We start from the raw sequence: 18,399 nt of genomic DNA, 5'->3' as shown, positions 1-18,399 counted from the left end.
TCACTACCCCATTCTTTGTTTGTTTAAATTCATTCTATTAGGCTAATACACACCCTATGCGAATTTGAAACATTTCCCAAAAATAAGGTTCAGCTAAGCGGATCATTTTCTCTTTTCAATCCCATTTTATTTGATGGATTTCTACTGAGCAGCATCTCTATCCTCAGTAATAATCGCATAAATCGCATGGTCTTCCCAAACGCCATTAATTTTCAAATATTTAGTGGAAAGTCCTTCGAATCTAAAGCCAGCTTTCGTAAGGACTCGGACTGATGGCAAGTTTCTTGGCATCACTCCAGCTTGAATACGATGCAAGCCGATTTGATCAAACGCAAATTTGACACATAATGATACGGCTTCAGTCGCATAACCTTTGCCGTTATGCTCTTGATCAAGGAAGTAACCCAGATACGCATTTTGAAAAGGGCCTCGCGCGATGCCTGATAATTCGATTCTCCCTATAAGCTTATTCGACTCGTTAAGAAACACGCCAAACACAAAACCTTGATCATTAGCCGCAGCTTGCAAGCTTGATTCAATCATTTTTTTCTGTTCTTCGATCGTAAAATAATGCTCTGGCCTTATAGGCTCAAATGGCTGAAAAAATTGAAAATTCCTTCGTCTAATTGCAAGCAGCTCTTCGGTATCCTTTATTTCTAATGGAGACAGATATATTTTCTCACCTTTCACAAACCATCACTCCTAAGCTTTTTATTTGTGTATGAAATGCCATTTTCCGCATCAATGCAATACTCATTATACTCATCTTTATAAGCATTGTAATTTTTTCGAAAAATCTGTTTTAAACTTGCATACATTTACAATTTACAAACCATAATAACCTTACATCCCATGAAGGAGTGATAAAACATGAGCAGAAGAAGTTCGAATACTTTAGTCGTACCGCAAGCAAGACAAGCCATTTCTCAAATGAAAACAGAGGCAGCACAGCAATTAGGTGTACAGTTCTCGCAAGATGGTTATAACGGTAATTTATCGACTCGTGATGCAGGCTCAATCGGTGGATATATTACGAAGAAGCTCGTCCAAATTGCTGAACAACAATTAGGTCAACGCAACTTCTAAACAACAGCCAAAGGCCCTCCGCTTTGTGGAGGGCCTTAACTACGGGGTGGTAAACCATGAATCAACCATTATCCATGAACTTATATGATCAAGTAAACCAATATTTCGAAGAAAGCTCAGACTTCGTCAAAGAGGAATTTCTCATTCATAACAAAAAAATTCAACTTTGCTATTTTGAATCTCTAGTAAACATTAATGAGTCTAGAAACTCTTTACTTCTGCTCGAACCCTATGCCAATGAATCGATCAATGTTTTCGATCAGATTTTTTCTACTTTTGGAGGGGCTTATGTGAAATCTCTTGATGAGATCGCACAATCATTATTACGAGGGAGAATTGGCCTTTTTTCTGAAGACGGTTCCACCATTTTAATGCTTAATTTATTGCATCCGCAAATCTCCCGAGCAATCAGCCCCCCTCAAACTGAAAGTGTACTATCATCATCATTCGATGCGTTTACGGAAGATATCAATACGAATATCGGCATGTTGCGATCCAAAATAACAGCTAATCATTTAATCGTCAGTTCTTATTCAGTAGGCTCGTTTAATCCACGCCAAATCAGCATGTTTTACATAAAAAGCAGGTCTCAAAAAAAATTTGTAAACCATATCAACTCTCTTTTGGAGAAACATAAAGATACTGAAGTTGAAAGCATTCAAGATTTATCAAAAATGCTAGGTCTGCCAAAGTACAGCCTTGTCCCTCCATTCCTTTCAACTGAGCTTCCTTCAGAGTCCGTTCGGCATTTAATGGAAGGCCGTATCATCATTTTTTTGGATCATCACCCCTTTGCAATGGCTATGCCTGGTTTTGTGACCGATCTTTGGAGTATGCAAGGGGATCGCAACTATCCATTCGTTTATATGATTACCATACGCATGGTACGGATTCTCGGATTGTTCGTAAGCCTTCTAGCACCAGGTCTTTATGTTGCCTTGGTCGCGGTCAATCCAGAGGTTCTTCGTATTCAACTGGCTTTATCTGTGGCACTAAGCAGAGAAGGTGTACCTTATCCCGCACTCGTCGAAGCTTTGTTCATGCTTGGCATTTTGGAGATGGTTGTCGAAGCGAGCATAAGACTTCCAAAGAGTATAGGACCCACCACTACGATGGTAGGGGGAATTATACTTGGCCAAGCCGTTGTTCAGGCAAAATTGGTCAGTAATTTATTGATCATTATTTTAGCTGCGACAACAATCGCCAATTTCACGTTAGTCAGCTACCAAAATGCGTATATGATTCGAATCCTAAAATACGTTGTTTTGTTAATCAGCGCGGTTTATGGCCTGCTAGGCACGCTCGTTGGGGTCGTCTGGATTTGTTTTTACTTATCAAGTATGACTACTTTCCACTACCCGTATGTGAACTCGAGTATAAAATCTGGAGGTTCTAATGAGTAAATTCGCACCATTAACTACATTTTTTTTAGTTCATATTGCTACCATTCTTTTAGTTTTCCCTGAAAAAACGATCGCGTCTACAAAAAGCGGTCATTGGGAGCCTATTTTAATCGGATTTATGTTGGAATGGATCTTAATGTGGCTGTATCTAAAAGGTCTTGCTGGTTTTCCAAAAATGGATCTTGTCGATATTTTTAATAAAATAACAGGAAAATGGGCTGCACGCTTCATTCTTGCCCCGTTGCTCCTGTTCTTCTTTATCGATGTTTGTGTCATTCTCCGGGTTCACTCCGAAATGCTGACCGTGACCTTCCTTCCAGAATACCCGCTATGGTCACTTGCATTATTGGTACTCGTGCCTCTATATGCGGCTTGGAAAGGAATTCTTACGATCATAAGAGCAACTCTTATTCTTTTTATCATTTGTATGCCTGTGACGCTCTTTTCATTTTTCACTTCATTTGGCAATTTTGATTTAAAGAATGGTTATCCGCTGTTTGATAAAACCTTTTCTTTCATGACCAGCGCTGATTTTTACTCGAGTTTTATTGCACACTCTGGATTTTTGTTCTTAGGATTTATCCCTCTCTATAAATATCCAATATTAAAAAAAAGCAAATCCATTTTTTTAACTTATGTGAGTTTGCTATTTTTTTATATTGCTCTCGTTTATATTCCGCTTTTTATATTCGGCCGCGAAACCTCGTCTCGCTTTCAATTCCCAACCATCATATCCATGGATTCCATCGATATCAGTTGGATTATGTTTGATAGACTAACATTATTTTTTATTACATGTACGCTCATTTCTGTTTTTGTTTATGCTGCTCTTCTACTTTGGATGATGATCCAATTAATTCAAAAGCTTTATCTTATTTCCTCTATACCCGTCATCGTGATCATTCTCGCTATTTCAGTCGTTGCGCTTGCAGGGTTTCTTCCCACTTGGAATTCTGTTCAAGTTCTCATCAATATGGATACATGGTTCCGCTTTTACTGTATTTTCGCGATACCTTTAGCTATTTTCATTATGGGTATGGTAAAGAGGAGGAAGCTGGCATGAGATATAAGCCTCTTATTGCGTTCATATTATTATGCTGCAGCTTCACCGTATTAGGAGGCTGCTGGAATAATAAAGACATTAATAAACGTATGCTGCCTGTCATTATGGGAATAACGGAAGGCCAGGAGGGCAATGTTCAAGTTTTTTTACGCATTCCAAGCCAACAAAACAACACAACAAGAACGCTGCAAGCAGAAGCCAAATCCATCGACAAGGCCATTGATATTCTCCGAACCCAGGCAGAGGAAAGTGTTGATTTATTGCACTTAAAGCTGCTGCTCATAAGCGAAAATACGGCAAGAAAGAGCATTAAAGATGCCATCGAGTTTGTTATCCGTTCAAGAGAAATTTCACCGAAAGCATTAGTCGCTATTGTATCTGGAGATTTCTCACAGCTAATGTACGATAAGAAAAAGGTGAATATCGGTTTATCCGCTTATGATTTTTTTGGCAAGGAGTCTGGTTGGACACCGAATATTTCCATTATTCACATTTGGGAAGCCTACCGCGGAATGTATGTACAAACAGAGGATACTGCAATCCCAATTATTGCGAAAGGGGTTACTACGCCCTTCATGTCCCTCGGTTCTGCCATAATGAACAGGGATCGTATGGTCGGGAAAATGTCAATTGAAGAGACTCTGATTTACAACCTTTACCAAGGCCAATATTCAGGAGGAACGGTTGAACTCATGAATAATGCAACCGTTATGATCGATAGTGCTCGTGTTCACAATGAAGCGAGTTGGTCTGGTTCCACTCCAAACATCAAGAGCCATATGAAACTAATAGGCGTTATTGAAGAAGAGAAGGGAAACCCTACAAATGCAGAGGTTGAAAAAGCGCTTGAAACACTAATGATAAAGAGATACTCTAATCTACTCAGCAGACTTCAAGCTCATAAATCAGATATATTGGGGCTGGGACAATATTACCGCAATAAGATGACGGAGAATCAAAGCGAAAACTGGAAAACAGTATGGTTTCCAACGTTAAAGCAAGAGTTTACCGTTAATGTGATCATTAGAGACAGCGGCGATATCAAATGAAGCAATAGATGTCATTTGACCAGCTTCTGCCGAACGGGATAGAGCATCGTGAAATCGAAGGTTTTGATGTCTGAATAAGGAATGGTCAACGCATTGATTGGCTTGAGCGGAACCGTCTCCATGCCGAGTACACCATCACGTTTATCAAGCTCGTAGTCCGGTGACTGCTCCAGCCAGGAGAACATCTTCTCATAAACACCCCACATGCTCGTCTCATCGCCATACACGCGAGCGCTAGCACACAGTCCGCCGCTAACTTCAAGCGTTTCAACGCCTTCGGGCACGATGCCAAACTCTTTAACCTTAAGACCGACCCAAAGTGTTTCCACTTCCTTGTCCCACTGCTGCTGCGGGATGAATACAAACGCTGATTGTACTGAAGTCAGCCGTTCATCATCCAGCGGCATTAGCTCCGCCAGCTTGCTCCAAGCCACCCTTGTTCCACTCTTGTCTGGCGTCATTCCTGTCCGCACTGCCAGCGCCTTAAATGGCGCTACTTCGATCAGTTCTATTACGGTTTCCTCTTTCAAATGATCCTCTCCCCTCAGCTATATCAATCAACCACATCTAAATTTTTACATAAAAGTAAACGGAGTTGCAACTACATCCTCAAAAAAACTGTTCCAATCTCTTCATAAAAACTTTAGCTGCTCGACTCAAATATCGATCATTGCGATAAAAAATTTCTAACTCTCGCGTCGGTGAATGTTTAATCGGAATCGCATGGATATTCACCGAGTGGAAGCTTTCAATCAATTGGCTTGGTTGTATGGTAGCTCCAATTCCTTCTATTACGAGCTGAAACAAAGATGTAACAGACCCTGTCTCCATAATGGTGTGGATAGATATTTCTTGCTCTTTGCACCATGTGTCAATTAAATCGCGTCCATAAAAACCTTTGGGGAACATTACAAAAGGGATCTCTAATAATTGTTCTGGCAAAATAATATCCTGCGCCGCTAAATGATGTTCTTTATTTACGTATAAGCTGTACGATTCGGTATAGAAAGGAATGCGAGTTAACCTTGGATCTGACTGAATCGCTAGACCAACACCAATATCAACCTCATTGTTCAGCACTTTATTTGAAATATCAATCGACGGTATCACTTGAACTTTTGTATTTGGCAGTTCCCTGTGGAAATCAACGAGCAATGAAGTTAAACGATAATCGAGATCCGATGGCAGCACGGCTACTCGCAATTGACCAGCATCCAGATTGGTAAGATCGGATACCGCCTTTTTGGCGTTTTCTAATTGTTGAACAATGTTCAAAGCATAGCTTTCAAGAAGCTCTCCCGCCTCGGTTTTAACCGTTTTTTTACCAATCCGATCGAATAAAGGAACGCCTAGCTCATCTTCCATCACTCGTATTTGTTGACTTAACGTCGGTTGTGAAATCCCTAATTTGTATGCCGCTTCAGAGAAATGCAATTCATTGCACAACATAAGAAAGTATTGTAATTGTCTAATCTCCATAGTAACAACCCTTCTTTTATGATAGTTTGATGCTATCGTTTCTATAGAATATATAGTATTGAACTATTATAAATACAAAACTATAATGAGTGCAACAACCAAGAAGGGGATGTTTCCTATGCGTTATATGTATCTTATTTTAGTTATATTTCTTGTATCCTTGAATTTAAGACCATCGATTACTTCGGTCGGTCCATTATTTGATATTATTCAATCCAATTTAGGAATGAGCGGGGTCACCGTAAGTTTGATGACGACACTGCCAGTTCTTTGTATGGGGATATTTGCTGTTTTGGCGATAAAGCTGAATTCCCATTTAGGAATAGAAAAGTCATTGCTTGCGGCTATGCTCTTGATCCTGACAGCCACTTCCCTTCGTGTATTCGCAAATAGCAGTCTTTTCTTAATTACTACATCGCTATTCACGGGTATTGGAATTGGAATTGCAGGACCATTAATCTCAGGCTTTATAAAAAAACACTTTCCAAATAAGCCGGGCATAACAGGAGTATATTCTGTAGCTATGGTCATTGGAGCTGCGATTGCGTCCAGCTTCTCTGTGCCGTTATTCCATAAACTAAATGAATCGTGGCAGAACTCTTTAAGCTTCTGGAGCATTCTAGCACTGCCCGCTTCTCTATTGCTTCTCCCGCTTTTAAAGAAAAAAGGAACAAATAGTACCGTTATTCCGATCTCATCCTTGTTCGTCAAAAATAAACGTGTACAGTTGTTTACCTTGTTTTTTGGTTGTATGTCCGCTATTTTTTATTCGATAACTGCTTGGCTCGCTCCCATTGCTCAATCGTTAGGTTTAAGCCATTCGCAATCCGGTCTTGTCCTTACATTATTTACTGTTATTCAAATTCCTATTAGCTTCTTCATTCCAATGCTTGTAAGTAAAACTGGCCACAGAAAAACTTGGCTGCTCGTATGCGGTCTTGCAGAACTGATCGGAATTGTTTTATTGCTTTTGCATTTTTCTCCATGGTTTGCTGCTGTTTTTCTAGGTATTGGTGCTGGCGGTCTGTTTCCACTAGCAATCCTTATTCCAATTCAAGAGGCTAAAAGTGCGGAAGAAGCGACATCATTATCAGCTGTCATGCAATTTGGCGGTTACTTATTAGGATCCATTGGCCCTCTATTTATCGGTTTCACATCCGATCTATTTGATAACTTTGCTCCGGCGCTAGCCGTGCTAATGATCATCATCTTCATTTTGCTCACTGCTAGTTTGAAAATAGGCGACAAAAAAGAAACAGTTTAATTATAGTCATTTATTATCTATCAAACCCACCTGAACAGGAATTAAAATACAGTTATTGAAACAAATTGTTTTAACCAGTAATTGAACGGAAAGGAGGAATAATCGATGGCAAAATCAAAAAGAGGACGGACTCTTTGGAACCTCCCATCACGCGGCAGAGGCACCTGCCCTACTTGCAATCGTACTAGAATCAAATTGCTTTATCCGCGAGCGACAAAAAACGGCTCATCGATCACAGTATGCAAACGATGCATTAATGCTGATCAATCACGAGTAGATGCTGTAACTGGATAAAGAAACAGCTTACTTATTTGCGGCAACCATATAAATAAGGCCTCTGCAGTTAGCAAAGGCCTTATTTTTTTATTCCTCTCCGATCATTCTGACTAAAACAGGAACAACTAACGTGATGCCCGCTAATATGCTTACACCAATGGCTCCTCTAAAATTTTTCTGCTTCCAAAGCGAAGGAGCAAGGCTACCCACATATACGCAGCCCCAGATCGAAAATAAACCTAAAATAGTAAACAACACAACATGCTTGCTCATGAAACCTGATCACCTTCAATCGCAGGCCCTACTTGACCACCATATCGCCGCATCACAAAGGATTCAGCTTTGTTCTCGTTTGAATATCCATAAAGCTTTATTTTAATCTAGCCGCCTTCGCCATATCTTTACTCTCTAATATGGAAGTCTCATAACCATCGTTTACGATATGAATCATCGCTATGCCCAGTTCTCTTAACGTAATGACATGCTTCGGAAAAATAGGCCGCAATACAGGGTACAGCCAAGTTAACAACCCATAAAAGCGATGTACGTTTTTTAATCCCTTTGTCGGGTGTATGTAGCCTGGTCGAAACATATAAGCTCCCTTGAAGGGCAGCTTCAGCAGATCATTTTCCGTTTTCCCTTTCACCCGTGCCCACATGCTTTTGCCCTGTTCCGTGTTGTCTGTTCCTCCCGCGGTTACATAACAAAAGGTCATATCCGTGTTTAATTTGGAGAGCAGATTAGCTATATATAAGGTTAAATCATATGTAATTCTGCTGTATTCAACCTCTTTCATACCTACAGACGATACGCCTAGACAAAAGAAACAGGCATTGTAGCCGATTAACCTAGATTCAATACTAGATAAATCAAAGAGGTCCGGTAACATAATTTCTGTTAGTTTTGGATGGGTTACGCCACATGGCTTGCGATTTATGACTAATACCTGCTCCACTTCAGAGTGATTAAGGCATTCATGGAGCACCCCCTCTCCCACCATTCCAGTAGAACCAGTAATTATTGCTCTAACTTTCTTTCTTGCCAATGTATCGCTAGTCGGCATGGACATCACAATTCCTCCTCTTGAAAATCAGAGCTGGTTACAGCTTCGACACTCCTATGCTTATACTAAACGATCCATCCGCAATAATCATATCGATATTATGATTTAGGTATCATAATTCCTAAAGATTCTTTTATATGAACTCAGCAAAGGCTGCCGTCTCGTTTAGGACGGCAGCCTTTGCTATTTGAAATTTGATTTTTGTTACTTGTGAACAGCTTGCTTGAAACTATACTTCGCAAGTACTTCTCCCCAAGGAGCATAACCTTCTTCTTTAAAACCTGCTTTTGAGTAAAGCTTCCTCGCTCGCTCATTTTCCGGTTTATATCCAAGAACAATAACATCCGTTCGGTCACTTGCATTTTTTATTTCATCAATAACCAGCAGCATTGCTTTAGAAGCATGACCTTGTCCTTGAAATGCTCCATCAATCATAAACCGATAAATCCAGTAGTTCCCATCGTCTGGGTCAAGCCCAAACATTGTAAAACCAATCATAACTTCATCATTGTAAATCGCCCTCGTTACAAATCCTTTTAAAAATTGCACTTCAGCGATCGAATAAATATTAGGTGCGATATATTTTTCTTGCTCTGGTTTTGGTTTAAGCTGTGCACATTGTTCCCAATTACTAATGTCTAATGCCTTTAATGTAATCATTTCTGGATTCCTCCCTGTATTTCAGGAAAAACCATCTATCGGATTTCCCTAAGTGATAGACCTCTCGAACAAATCGATCATTTGAAACCGGTGATTTCTCATAACGCATCACTCCTTCTATAAAGATAGCTACAATACACATCATAAACGACTTTTTCGCAGCTTGGGTAATAAAGAATGCCTATAACTGAAGTTTACTGAACTCAAAAATATCATTTATTTATCATGACAGATCTCGAGTCATTTAGTGCATCGTCGGAGAACTTAGGATGATATACAACCCCCAACATAAAAGTAAGGGAATGCAACAAGCAATGAATATAACGATTACGACGGCTTTGCCTTTTAATTGTTTCTTCATCTATACCCTCCAAATGCTAAATATTCCAATTAGAAGATAGACGACTAATCGCGAGCCTTTGTTGCGTTTAGGTATACAGCGGAGTGGAACCATTCATTCTTCTATCATTCTTAACCTGTTGAAAAACAAACAAAAAACGGATGCCACAGCACCCGTTTTTCTGCATTCGTATCGGCTTAACTACCTTTACTCTTTTTGAGTGTTTTCCATATACCATGGATTTAAATGAACAAGAACCTCTTCCACCATCGGATTTTGCGACTGAATCACACGTTTAATTTCTCTACTAATGTCATGGCCTTCTTGTACGCTTAATTCAGCCGGAATGCCTACTCTTACATCTACAATAATGTAATGTCCGTGCTCTCTACCCCTTATTCGGTCAATTCGCTTTACTTCAGGTATCGACTTAACGAGCTCTGAAATTTGCTCCATGCTCACTTCATCAATATTTTTCTCCATTAATACGTCAACAGAGGTTTTCCCCATTTGAATGGCCAGCTTTAGGACAAAATAAGCAACAATGATTCCTGCGAAAGGATCTCCATATTTTAGAAAATGAATATTGTAATGTTCACCTAACATGGCTAGAGCAATACCAATAACTGCTGCCAGTGATGCGTATACATCTGCTAAATGGTCATATGCAGTGGCGATTAAGCCGCTGCTATTCGTATTTTTGCCAATTCGCATAGTGTAAACATAAAGCCACTGTTTCCATACGAGTGAAACGGCTGCTGCAATAAGGACAAGCAGTGTTGCTTTATGTGGCGGTTCCATCATTGCCATTACGGAGTGATAGCCCATATAGAGCGCAGCAAGGACAAGTACAACCGCTACAATCCCTGCTCCGATAACCTCTGCTTTTCCGTGTCCATACGGATGATCCTCATCCGGCGGTCGCTTTGATATCATCATTGAGACTAATGCTGCTGCAGTTGCAAATACATCTCCTGCGTTATGAACGCCATCTGCAATAAGCACTTGGCTGCCAAACAGCAAACCAACAGTAAGTTTCATGACGGTCAATACAATGTTGCTAATTAAGCTGTTCCAAATCGCGAAAGTTGATTGCTTGTTTGTTGCATCCATTTGAGTAGTCAATCCTTGAGCACTTCCTATCTTCTATAGCCTTAAAGGTACCGTGTCATTATACAAAACGAAATTCATGTGGGTCTAGAGAAACAGTCTTGCCCCGTGTAAGAAATCTTCCCAGACACCAATAGAGTTTGAATAAACTAATTTTGTTGCTCTTGCGCAAAACCAGAAAAATCCAATAGAATGAGAGCTTTTATACCACATCCCATAATAAAAACAGATTTTAGACTAAAAAAAGGCTCCTGTAACTCTACAAATAGCCAATACCTATTTACTCGTTCATTCATAGAATAGTCAGTAAGAACCATCTACAGTCAAGCTGCTTTAAATAGTGATGAAAGAAAGGGATGCTGAGCTACTATGGGATGCGAATTGGGACGTGTCATCATTGAAAGAAACGAAGGCACGATTATTTTTGGGAATGTTGGCAGAATAAACATCAACATAACCAATATAGCCGGAAAAGGAAGCAGCAGTGATTCTAGCAGCAGCGATAGTGACAGCGGCAGCGATAATAGCGATTCTGGTCAGAATTCAACCGATTCCTCTGATTTAAGATCAATATCAGTTAATTTAACTAGAAAATTTCTAAAAAAGAAACGTAAATAGATTTAATAACAGCCGTTTGGTTATCAAAGCAGGTCAATCAATAAAGGGGACAACGGATGATGAGACTTATATTAAATAGTCTCAGAGTGCCGCTGTCCCCTTAAAAAATCCATCTGCTTCATCACTGATGGCCAAAGCCTGTCCATCATTCTTCTTACATAGTGTTACCAATTAACAAATCAATAATCAGTAGTTGATGTCGATTTTCGCGAGATTTTACAACATAGAAACAAGTTAGCCATAGTGCTGACACTTTTATTTTTTATACTGACTAAACAGACATCCCAAAGATATATACCACAGTACAAAAAGAAAGGACAAAAGAACCATCGTAATCAAAACATCTTATACAAAACGAGGAATTAGATCATGCGAAAACTTGCCATTTGTATTATTTTAATCATTGTTACTCAATTATCTGCATGCAGCAGCAGACCAAATCCTATCCAAGCCACTGTAAATGACACAGATGAACAACTTGAAACAAATTTAATTACTGTAAAGCAGCCTTCCGAAATCGATGATGACAAAAATAATAAAACGATATATTTAACCTTTGATGATGGCCCCTCTTCAGCTACCAATGAAATCTTGGATACGTTGAAGCTATTTCACGTAAAAGCTACATTTTTTATGTTGGAACCAAAAATGCGACAGTCCCCAGAAATCGTTAAACGAATTGTAGAAGAAGGACATGCCGTAGCTTTGCATGGTGTCACACACAATAAAAATCGATTTTACCGTTCGGAACAATCTGCGCTGGATGAAATGAATCAAGCACAAAAAACACTTGAGAAAATTACAGGCATCTCAACGGTTCTAATTCGTACGCCTTACGGCAGTGTACCTTATTTAACGGATTCATTCAGGAAGGTTTTAAGTGACAACGGGTATAAATTGTGGGATTGGAACGTGGACAGCAGCGACTGGTCTATTTCAAGCAAAGATTATATTAAAACGACAATTTCACAAATACAAAAATTAGAGAAACATGATGTAACCCCTATCGTTCTCATGCATGACCTACCAGAAACAGCAAAGCATTTAACTAAACTTCTTACCAGCTTAACAAACGATGGTTATGTACCCAAAAAAATCGAAGCTGACATGGAGCCCTATAACTTTAATTGCTACGATCGCTGTCGACGTGTGAACGTGGAAAGCTAAACAGGTTGCCGATTATATCGGCAACCTGTTCTTTTTTGATGAACTTCCTCACGCAATTGGTGTCCCATTCGGAACGGGTTGATCCGGCTTTAAAAGAACTACATCACCTTCCGATGGGACTCCGCCAATGACAAGCACCTCGGATTTAAAGCCCGCAATACGTCTAACAGGAAAATTCATAACTGCGGCAACTTGACGGCCAATAAGTTGTTCTGGTTCATACCGTTCTGTGATCTGTGCCGAGGAATGTTTGACACCAAAATCACCAAAGTCGATTTCTAATTTTATTGCAGGTTTTCGAGCTTCTGGAAAAGGTTCTGCATGAATAACCGTACCAATACGAATTTCTAATTTCATGAACTCCTCAATTGTCACCATATTTGCTGCCTCCATTTAATAAAAAGTCGTGATTAATAACCTTCCAAGTTGAAACTATTTTTCCAGAATACCGAATTCACGTTTGTATGTAAATACCAGAGCGCGTTGAAAGAGATGCCGTGCTCACGACCAGCGGACACATATATCATTTTATCCTTTTTGTAAACATTGAAATACGGCGGCCTTTTGTGAGACAATCATAAGGCACAATTATTTTAGGAAGGCGTTTACATAGTTTGTGCAGCAACAAATAGAACACTCTTCTATTTGCGATGAATCCATCAAACAAAGTTAACCAATCTCGAAGGAGGACTTAAATCATGAGGACGATGAAGCTTGGAAGCAGTACACTAGAGGTGCCGGTGATTGCAGTCGGTTGCATGCGTATTAATTCGCTCGACAAGACTGGTGCCGAACGTTTTGTTCAGACGGCGCTAGATAAAGGTGCGAATTTCTTTGACCATGCTGATATTTATGGCGGTGGAACTTGTGAGGAAATATTCGCAGATGCTATTCATATGAACGATGAAGTTCGCGAGAAAATTATTTTACAATCTAAGTGCGGCATTCGTCCTGGTATGTTCGATTTCTCCAAAGAACATATTTTAGAATCGGTAGATGCAATTTTGAAGCGACTGAGAACGGATTATTTGGACATTCTGCTTTTGCACCGTCCAGATACATTGGTCGAGCCGGAAGAAGTAGCTGAAGCTTTTGATCGCCTTGAAAGCTCAGGCAAAGTACGCCATTTTGGCGTATCCAATCAAACACCAATGCAAATTCAACTTCTGAAGAAATCGGTGAAGCAGCCTCTAGTCGCTAACCAGTTGCAACTAAGCATTACGAACGCAACTATGATTTCGAGCGGATTTAACGTAAATATGGAAAATGATGCTGCTGTGCACCGTGATGGCAGTATCCTCGATTATTGCAGACTGAACGATATTACGATTCAGCCTTGGTCTCCCTTCCAATATGGATTTTTTGAAGGCGTATTCCTTGGAAACGACAAGTTCCCGGAATTGAATAAACAAATCGATGAAAATGCTGAAAAATACAATGTTAGCAATACGACAATTGCTATTGCATGGCTTTTGCGCCACCCTGCACATATGCAACCGGTTATCGGTACAATGAATCTTGACCGCCTGAACGATTGCTGCAATGCTAGCGAAGTTCATTTGACACGCGAAGAATGGTATGCCATTTATCGTGCTGCAGGAAACATTCTTCCTTAACCGAAACATGGGGTGAGTTATTTCGTCTTGCTGCTATAAAACAAGGAAACCTCAAGCCGCTATGGACTTGAGGTTTCTTTATTTAAATCAAAGCTATAGCAAGAAGCGAAAACAATGACAAAGTCAGTAGACCTGCCCCAAAACCATAACCATACCCATAACCATATCCATTACCGTACCCATTACCATAATATGCTGATGTTCTAACCCTGTCCGATGTCCGTAAATATATATTGTTTCTATCAACATTTACGATAACGCCTTCGTGGCAACGGCCATCCCGAGTCCGAACACGGACTCTACAGTTCATATTATTTCTGCCGAAACGATACATTTCCTCCATTAAAGCTCACCTCCCACTATCATGCTCCTTTTAATCTATGATTAGTAGAGGCTTCATGATTGTGCTCTTGTTACAAGAGTTGCGAGGTATCTTGCTTAGAGTCCAAATGTCTGCTTCAATTAATTTTTTGTCCCCTTATATTTCCCCGTATTCATTAGATTGACGTTTACTTGAATGTTCTTGATAGAATCATTTTTCAAGAAAAAATCATCGATGCTGGACAAGCGCCGAAACTCCGCGGGTGATGACTGATAAAGCGATTGTCTGAGATGAAACGGATCGATTTGGACCTTTAACGCTTTACTATAGGTGTTCGTAATTTCCTTGCGGATGGCATCAGCAGTACATTCCTTCAAATGGTTTATGGTTACGTCTTGCATTAGCTCAATGACAATGCCCTTTGCCTCAACTACAAGATTATAGCGAGTTTCTCCCTTTTCCGTTACGGGTCTAATTTTCATTCTCGGAGATGAAATCTCAATAACGGCAGCCGGTGAGCCGTGGGCAGTAACTTGAAGCGGTATACGTTTCAGTCCTTCTTCCGCCCACCTAATCCCTTGCAGATCCCGTGCTGACATCCATCCTATCATCCTATTTTTCTTGAAAAAATAACCACCTGACAAGCTGAACATCGGCTTTGCTTGCTCGTCTTCCGACCAATCTTTAGAATCAAGGTCAAGTGATGGAATCATTGCCGGCTCTCCAGGTTCATTTAAATCCGCAATCACGCGATTTACGGTAACAGGAAGGACTACTGAAACGACTGAGTGCATTTGAGTAGCCGTAAACATGATCGTTTCCAATGGGGATAAATTCAGAATCGATTTCTGAATAAATATTTCTGGCAGGCTCCTCTTTGTTCCATAGATAAGAATATTGTACCTTACTTCCCTGTACCGATTAATCGCGCTATACACATCAGTGACACCCTTCTTGAGCACCGCTTCTGTCATAACAACAGCTTTAACATGACCCCAAAACACCTGCAGCTGGGATGTTCTGCTAATGTCTGTTAATGCTAATGCCATCGTTTTCCCTTCCCCTTTGCCTACCCATACAGGGACAGCTTTACCAAGGCTGACTTGTTCACTATGCGAGATGTTTGAGAAATTGAGGATTTGTGTATAGGCAATCCATTTCCCGTCTTTAAAGTCGACACCAATAGCCGTCGCATATGCCATATTTTGAATTTCCGGCATACTCGTGCAACCGCTTAGAAGCATAATACTGCACAGAAGCACGCTTATTGCCCGGAAAATATACATGTCTAATCCTCCTTCTTCTTATCGGGATCTTTCGTTTGCAGCGCGGTAGGTCGTTTGTTGATTTTATCCCATGGCAATCTCAGGAAAGAAATAAGCAGCTCCCTGACGGATAGCGGAGATAAAGGCGCCAAATAGCTTACGCCAAATGATTTTATAGTACCCATGTAACCAATGAGCAGTACCATACCTAAAATCACGCCGTACATGCCAAGAATTGCGGATAGTGTAAAAAAGAACAGCCTCAAAATACTAACCTGCGTGCTTAACGTCTGATTCACTAGAGTTACGCCCGAAACGGCGGTAATCGCACCAACTACGACTACTGAAGGCGAGACCAAACCCGCTCGAATGGCTGCATCCCCAATGATCAACCCCCCAATTGACGTCAGTGTCTGACCGATTGCGTTAGGAAGCCTTACTCCCGCTTCCCTAAAAATTTCTAACAGCATGAGCAGCAAAAACATTTCCATATGCGAAGAAAGCGGCAGCCCCAGCCTAGTCACAGAAATAGTAGCCATCATTTGAAATGGAATTTGATCTTGATGAAATGACACTAACGCAACCCATACAGCTGGCAAAAAGATAGACAAGAATAAGCTGATCCCTCTTATTATTCTTGAGAACGAAACATACGCATAGTTGAAATGGGCATCCTCTGGAGACTTTAAAATAAGGGACAAGCCAGCTGGCGCAATTAACACCATCGGCAATCCATCAATAACGAGTACTACACGGCCCGAAAGCAAGCTTTGGACGGCATAATCGGGTCTTCCGGTAAAATCCATAATCGGCAATAGCTTGAATTTAAAGTCAGACAACAATTCCTCTAGCTGACTAATACTGATTAAACCGTCAATATCAATCTTTTCCAATCGCGCATGTAAGTCCTCCAATATCTTGGGATTAATGATGTCATAAAAGTAAAGAACCCCAATCCGCGTCTTTGTTCTTCGTCCTATTGTCAAATTATCTACATGGAGAGAAGGGCTTCGAAGCCGTTTACGGATTAAGGCAATATTTACAGTAATATCTTCAACGAACCCATCCCTTGGTCCCTTAACCGAAATTTCTGTACTGGATTCATATGGCTGTCTTGTTGGCTTATCTGCTATGCTTACAAAAGCCACTTTATTTTCTTGTGTGAATATAAGCAGCAGATCCCCTTGAAAAATAGCCTCAGATAACGCATCCTTTGTCGCTTCTGTAAATTCTGTAATCGACAATACATTGGACAACCGCACAATCGGGTCCTTGAACGAGCCCTGTTCTTTAAAAAGCCGATTAAGCTCTGGCAAAATAAACTTACCAATATCCGCTGAATGGCTCAGACCTTCTGCAAAAGCAATTACAACTTCAACGATCTCTTGTTCTCCGAAGTGGCAAGCTTGGATTTTGACATCTGATGCCCCCGCAAAGAGATCCCTTAAGCTTTCCTCATTCCAGTTCTCTGGCTTTGACTGCGCTTGTCCATTCATGTTTTTCCCTCCTTTGAGGCAGATCCTAAGAACAGGGCGGCAATCATCCATAAGAATGAGAAGGACAACAATACCACCAGCGAGATTGGCATGTAATAACGATCCATCCATAAATAAAAGGTATATTCGTTTACTCGAAACAGTGACAGAAGGATATAACTCACCATAATGATAGCTATTGCCCAGTGTCGACTGCGTGCTTGACGAAGAGAAAGCAATTCAACGAATAAATACACAGATAAGCTTATGCGAACAATCGCGCCAGACAGCCATTGAAAGATGGATAAAAAGTCTAGATGCTCAACAAATTGCCCAATTTTCACGAGCCTCCACTGCTCGTAAGGCGAAGTCATTTGATGGGATGCTTCTATGGGTCCAAACTCTGTAATCGCACCAACGATAGGTCCCAGTGAAATGACGATGGAAAATACGCCATATAAAAGCAGCTGCCAAGCTCGAACTTTCGTCTTCAAATGATGCTGCAGCACGATAAGCGCCATCAACTCCACAAATCCTGCACCGGAATAAACCATCCCGTTCCAAACCGGGCCCCATCCATGCTCAAGTACAGGCTTTAATAACGAAAAATCTTTCATTGGAGAATTGAATGAACCGACAAAAATGCCTAACAAAGCAACAAGCGGAAGCAACACACCTGCAACGATCGCAATGACCTTTAATCCCCACATAGACATGGCTGTACAAAATAATACCAGTGAGACAACGAGCAGCATCTTAGGAGTAGAGGGCAAATAATTTGTAACATGCCATGTAGCCGTATGGATGACGGTCATACCGCCAATGAGATACATCTGAATGCAAACGGGAAGGATAAGAAGCCAAGAAACAAAAGGGGAACTCCTGCGGGATAGCCACTTTTTCCACTCTTGCTGACCTGATCGGTTCATTATCCAGACCAATAGCAAAATCCAAATAAGAAAAAACACACCTGTAATCAGTACAGTAATCCACGAATCACGTTTGGATGCAGACAAAATCATCGGATTTACAATAACGTGGCTGGCAAGGCCATTCATTAATGAAAACATCATAAATATTTGCACAAAGCTGATTTTATTACCCGAACCGCTCAAATGATATCACATCCATATCTATACAATC

General features: G+C 40.5%; 21 protein-coding genes. 9 read left to right on the top strand and 12 right to left on the bottom strand.

Translation table 11 applies throughout. The features are described 5' to 3' along the window. Nucleotides 1–141: 141 nt before the first annotated feature. Nucleotides 142–690 carry a GNAT family protein gene (locus tag MHH56_RS12130; protein WP_339208487.1) on the bottom strand — a complete coding sequence of 183 codons (549 nt, stop codon included), beginning with the start codon at nt 688–690 and terminating at the stop codon, nt 142–144. A 180-nt stretch (nt 691–870) separates the two neighbouring features. Here MHH56_RS12130 and MHH56_RS12125 point away from each other — a divergent pair, with 180 nt between their 5' ends. Genes MHH56_RS12125 through MHH56_RS12110 form a run of 4 tightly spaced genes read left to right on the top strand, consistent with a single transcriptional unit; the run spans nt 871 to nt 4,601 of the window. Next, nucleotides 871–1,086 carry an alpha/beta-type small acid-soluble spore protein gene (locus tag MHH56_RS12125; protein WP_339208485.1) on the top strand — a complete coding sequence of 72 codons (216 nt, stop codon included), beginning with the start codon at nt 871–873 and terminating at the stop codon, nt 1,084–1,086. Between the two features lie 56 nt (nt 1,087–1,142). Continuing rightward, a complete protein-coding gene (locus tag MHH56_RS12120) occupies nt 1,143–2,489 on the top strand; it encodes a spore germination protein (RefSeq protein ID WP_339208483.1) in 1,347 nt (448 codons plus the stop codon). Further along, nucleotides 2,482–3,552, top strand: coding sequence for a GerAB/ArcD/ProY family transporter (locus tag MHH56_RS12115; RefSeq protein WP_339208481.1), 1,071 nt, complete (start codon nt 2,482–2,484; stop codon nt 3,550–3,552). The genes MHH56_RS12120 and MHH56_RS12115 overlap by 8 nt, the downstream gene beginning before the upstream one ends. Beyond that, nucleotides 3,549–4,601, top strand: coding sequence for a Ger(x)C family spore germination protein (locus MHH56_RS12110; protein ID WP_339208480.1), 1,053 nt, complete (start codon nt 3,549–3,551; stop codon nt 4,599–4,601). Before MHH56_RS12115 ends, MHH56_RS12110 begins: the two co-directional genes overlap by 4 nt. An 11-nt stretch (nt 4,602–4,612) precedes the next feature. Here MHH56_RS12110 and MHH56_RS12105 read toward each other — a convergent pair whose 3' ends face one another. Together MHH56_RS12105 and MHH56_RS12100 are read right to left on the bottom strand one after the other, a co-directional pair. After that, complete coding sequence (locus MHH56_RS12105; RefSeq protein ID WP_339208479.1) at nt 4,613–5,131, bottom strand: GyrI-like domain-containing protein; 519 nt, start codon at nt 5,129–5,131, stop codon at nt 4,613–4,615. 79 nt (nt 5,132–5,210) lie between these two features. Then, nucleotides 5,211–6,080, bottom strand: a complete 870-nt coding sequence (locus MHH56_RS12100) for a LysR substrate-binding domain-containing protein (protein ID WP_339208478.1) — start codon at nt 6,078–6,080, stop codon at nt 5,211–5,213. Nucleotides 6,081–6,198: 118 nt separating this feature from the next. Here MHH56_RS12100 and MHH56_RS12095 point away from each other — a divergent pair, with 118 nt between their 5' ends. Beyond that, the gene (locus MHH56_RS12095) at nt 6,199–7,344 is read left to right on the top strand and encodes an MFS transporter (protein WP_339208476.1); all 1,146 of its coding nucleotides are present in this window, start codon (nt 6,199–6,201) and stop codon (nt 7,342–7,344) included. A gap of 105 nt (nt 7,345–7,449) precedes the next feature. After that, nucleotides 7,450–7,638: a hypothetical protein gene (locus tag MHH56_RS12090; protein WP_339208474.1), complete on the top strand. Its 189-nt coding sequence runs from the start codon at nt 7,450–7,452 to the stop codon at nt 7,636–7,638. A 69-nt stretch (nt 7,639–7,707) separates the two neighbouring features. On the opposite strand, the gene MHH56_RS12085 is transcribed toward MHH56_RS12090, so the two are convergent. From MHH56_RS12085 to MHH56_RS12070, 4 genes are all read right to left on the bottom strand, one after another. Next, nucleotides 7,708–7,893: a hypothetical protein gene (locus MHH56_RS12085; protein ID WP_339208473.1), complete on the bottom strand. Its 186-nt coding sequence runs from the start codon at nt 7,891–7,893 to the stop codon at nt 7,708–7,710. A 97-nt stretch (nt 7,894–7,990) separates the two neighbouring features. Continuing rightward, entirely contained in the window at nt 7,991–8,689 is a 699-nt protein-coding gene (locus tag MHH56_RS12080; RefSeq protein ID WP_339208472.1) for an epimerase, read from the bottom strand. A gap of 198 nt (nt 8,690–8,887) precedes the next feature. Then, nucleotides 8,888–9,343, bottom strand: a complete 456-nt coding sequence (locus MHH56_RS12075) for a GNAT family N-acetyltransferase (RefSeq protein WP_339208471.1) — start codon at nt 9,341–9,343, stop codon at nt 8,888–8,890. A 547-nt stretch (nt 9,344–9,890) separates the two neighbouring features. Then, nucleotides 9,891–10,796 (bottom strand): cation diffusion facilitator family transporter, encoded by a 906-nt coding sequence (locus MHH56_RS12070; RefSeq protein WP_339209571.1) that lies wholly within the window; start codon nt 10,794–10,796, stop codon nt 9,891–9,893. A 366-nt stretch (nt 10,797–11,162) separates the two neighbouring features. Between MHH56_RS12070 and MHH56_RS12065 the strand changes: the two genes are divergently transcribed. Continuing rightward, nucleotides 11,163–11,411 (top strand): hypothetical protein, encoded by a 249-nt coding sequence (locus MHH56_RS12065; protein ID WP_076270138.1) that lies wholly within the window; start codon nt 11,163–11,165, stop codon nt 11,409–11,411. Nucleotides 11,412–11,780: 369 nt separating this feature from the next. Next, nucleotides 11,781–12,578, top strand: coding sequence for a polysaccharide deacetylase family protein (locus MHH56_RS12060; RefSeq protein WP_339208469.1), 798 nt, complete (start codon nt 11,781–11,783; stop codon nt 12,576–12,578). A gap of 48 nt (nt 12,579–12,626) precedes the next feature. Here the strand turns inward: MHH56_RS12060 and csaA are convergent, their stop codons facing one another. Continuing rightward, the gene (gene csaA, locus MHH56_RS12055) at nt 12,627–12,956 is read right to left on the bottom strand and encodes a chaperone CsaA (RefSeq protein ID WP_339208468.1); all 330 of its coding nucleotides are present in this window, start codon (nt 12,954–12,956) and stop codon (nt 12,627–12,629) included. 320 nt (nt 12,957–13,276) lie between these two features. On the opposite strand from csaA, the gene MHH56_RS12050 reads away from it, so the two are divergent. Continuing rightward, entirely contained in the window at nt 13,277–14,194 is a 918-nt protein-coding gene (locus MHH56_RS12050) for an aldo/keto reductase (protein WP_339208467.1), read from the top strand. 82 nt (nt 14,195–14,276) lie between these two features. On the opposite strand, the gene MHH56_RS12045 is transcribed toward MHH56_RS12050, so the two are convergent. From MHH56_RS12045 to MHH56_RS12030, 4 genes are all read right to left on the bottom strand, one after another. Next, nucleotides 14,277–14,537 (bottom strand): hypothetical protein, encoded by a 261-nt coding sequence (locus MHH56_RS12045; RefSeq protein ID WP_339208466.1) that lies wholly within the window; start codon nt 14,535–14,537, stop codon nt 14,277–14,279. Between the two features lie 119 nt (nt 14,538–14,656). Next, a complete protein-coding gene (locus MHH56_RS12040; protein WP_339208465.1) occupies nt 14,657–15,802 on the bottom strand; it encodes a Ger(x)C family spore germination protein in 1,146 nt (381 codons plus the stop codon). Between the two features lie 2 nt (nt 15,803–15,804). Continuing rightward, nucleotides 15,805–17,277, bottom strand: a complete 1,473-nt coding sequence (locus MHH56_RS12035) for a spore germination protein (RefSeq protein ID WP_339208464.1) — start codon at nt 17,275–17,277, stop codon at nt 15,805–15,807. Beyond that, nucleotides 17,274–18,371 carry an endospore germination permease gene (locus tag MHH56_RS12030; protein ID WP_339208463.1) on the bottom strand — a complete coding sequence of 366 codons (1,098 nt, stop codon included), beginning with the start codon at nt 18,369–18,371 and terminating at the stop codon, nt 17,274–17,276. Before MHH56_RS12030 ends, MHH56_RS12035 begins: the two co-directional genes overlap by 4 nt. Nucleotides 18,372–18,399 lie beyond the last annotated feature (28 nt).

Source organism: Paenibacillus sp. FSL K6-3182 (assembly GCF_037976325.1).
In the GTDB taxonomy this organism is placed as follows: Bacteria; Bacillota; Bacilli; order Paenibacillales; family Paenibacillaceae; genus Pristimantibacillus.
This window is presented reverse-complemented; position numbering and strand designations above follow the sequence as displayed.

Bases quoted from the DNA above. Each gene is read 5' to 3' on its own strand.
- MHH56_RS12060 (WP_339208469.1), top strand. From the start codon at position 11,781: ATGCGAAAACTTGCCATTTGTATTATTTTAATCATTGTTACTCAATTA.
- MHH56_RS12120 (WP_339208483.1), top strand. From the start codon at position 1,143: ATGAATCAACCATTATCCATGAACTTATATGATCAAGTAAACCAATAT.
- MHH56_RS12075 (WP_339208471.1), bottom strand. From the start codon at position 9,343: ATGATTACATTAAAGGCATTAGACATTAGTAATTGGGAACAATGTGCA.
- MHH56_RS12115 (WP_339208481.1), top strand. From the start codon at position 2,482: ATGAGTAAATTCGCACCATTAACTACATTTTTTTTAGTTCATATTGCT.
- MHH56_RS12085 (WP_339208473.1), bottom strand. From the start codon at position 7,893: ATGAGCAAGCATGTTGTGTTGTTTACTATTTTAGGTTTATTTTCGATC.
- csaA (WP_339208468.1), bottom strand. From the start codon at position 12,956: ATGGTGACAATTGAGGAGTTCATGAAATTAGAAATTCGTATTGGTACG.
- MHH56_RS12125 (WP_339208485.1), top strand. From the start codon at position 871: ATGAGCAGAAGAAGTTCGAATACTTTAGTCGTACCGCAAGCAAGACAA.
- MHH56_RS12095 (WP_339208476.1), top strand. From the start codon at position 6,199: ATGCGTTATATGTATCTTATTTTAGTTATATTTCTTGTATCCTTGAAT.
- MHH56_RS12070 (WP_339209571.1), bottom strand. From the start codon at position 10,796: ATGGATGCAACAAACAAGCAATCAACTTTCGCGATTTGGAACAGCTTA.
- MHH56_RS12035 (WP_339208464.1), bottom strand. From the start codon at position 17,277: ATGAATGGACAAGCGCAGTCAAAGCCAGAGAACTGGAATGAGGAAAGC.
- MHH56_RS12050 (WP_339208467.1), top strand. From the start codon at position 13,277: ATGAGGACGATGAAGCTTGGAAGCAGTACACTAGAGGTGCCGGTGATT.
- MHH56_RS12090 (WP_339208474.1), top strand. From the start codon at position 7,450: ATGGCAAAATCAAAAAGAGGACGGACTCTTTGGAACCTCCCATCACGC.
- MHH56_RS12080 (WP_339208472.1), bottom strand. From the start codon at position 8,689: ATGTCCATGCCGACTAGCGATACATTGGCAAGAAAGAAAGTTAGAGCA.
- MHH56_RS12065 (WP_076270138.1), top strand. From the start codon at position 11,163: ATGGGATGCGAATTGGGACGTGTCATCATTGAAAGAAACGAAGGCACG.
- MHH56_RS12110 (WP_339208480.1), top strand. From the start codon at position 3,549: ATGAGATATAAGCCTCTTATTGCGTTCATATTATTATGCTGCAGCTTC.
- MHH56_RS12040 (WP_339208465.1), bottom strand. From the start codon at position 15,802: ATGTATATTTTCCGGGCAATAAGCGTGCTTCTGTGCAGTATTATGCTT.
- MHH56_RS12045 (WP_339208466.1), bottom strand. From the start codon at position 14,537: ATGGAGGAAATGTATCGTTTCGGCAGAAATAATATGAACTGTAGAGTC.
- MHH56_RS12100 (WP_339208478.1), bottom strand. From the start codon at position 6,080: ATGGAGATTAGACAATTACAATACTTTCTTATGTTGTGCAATGAATTG.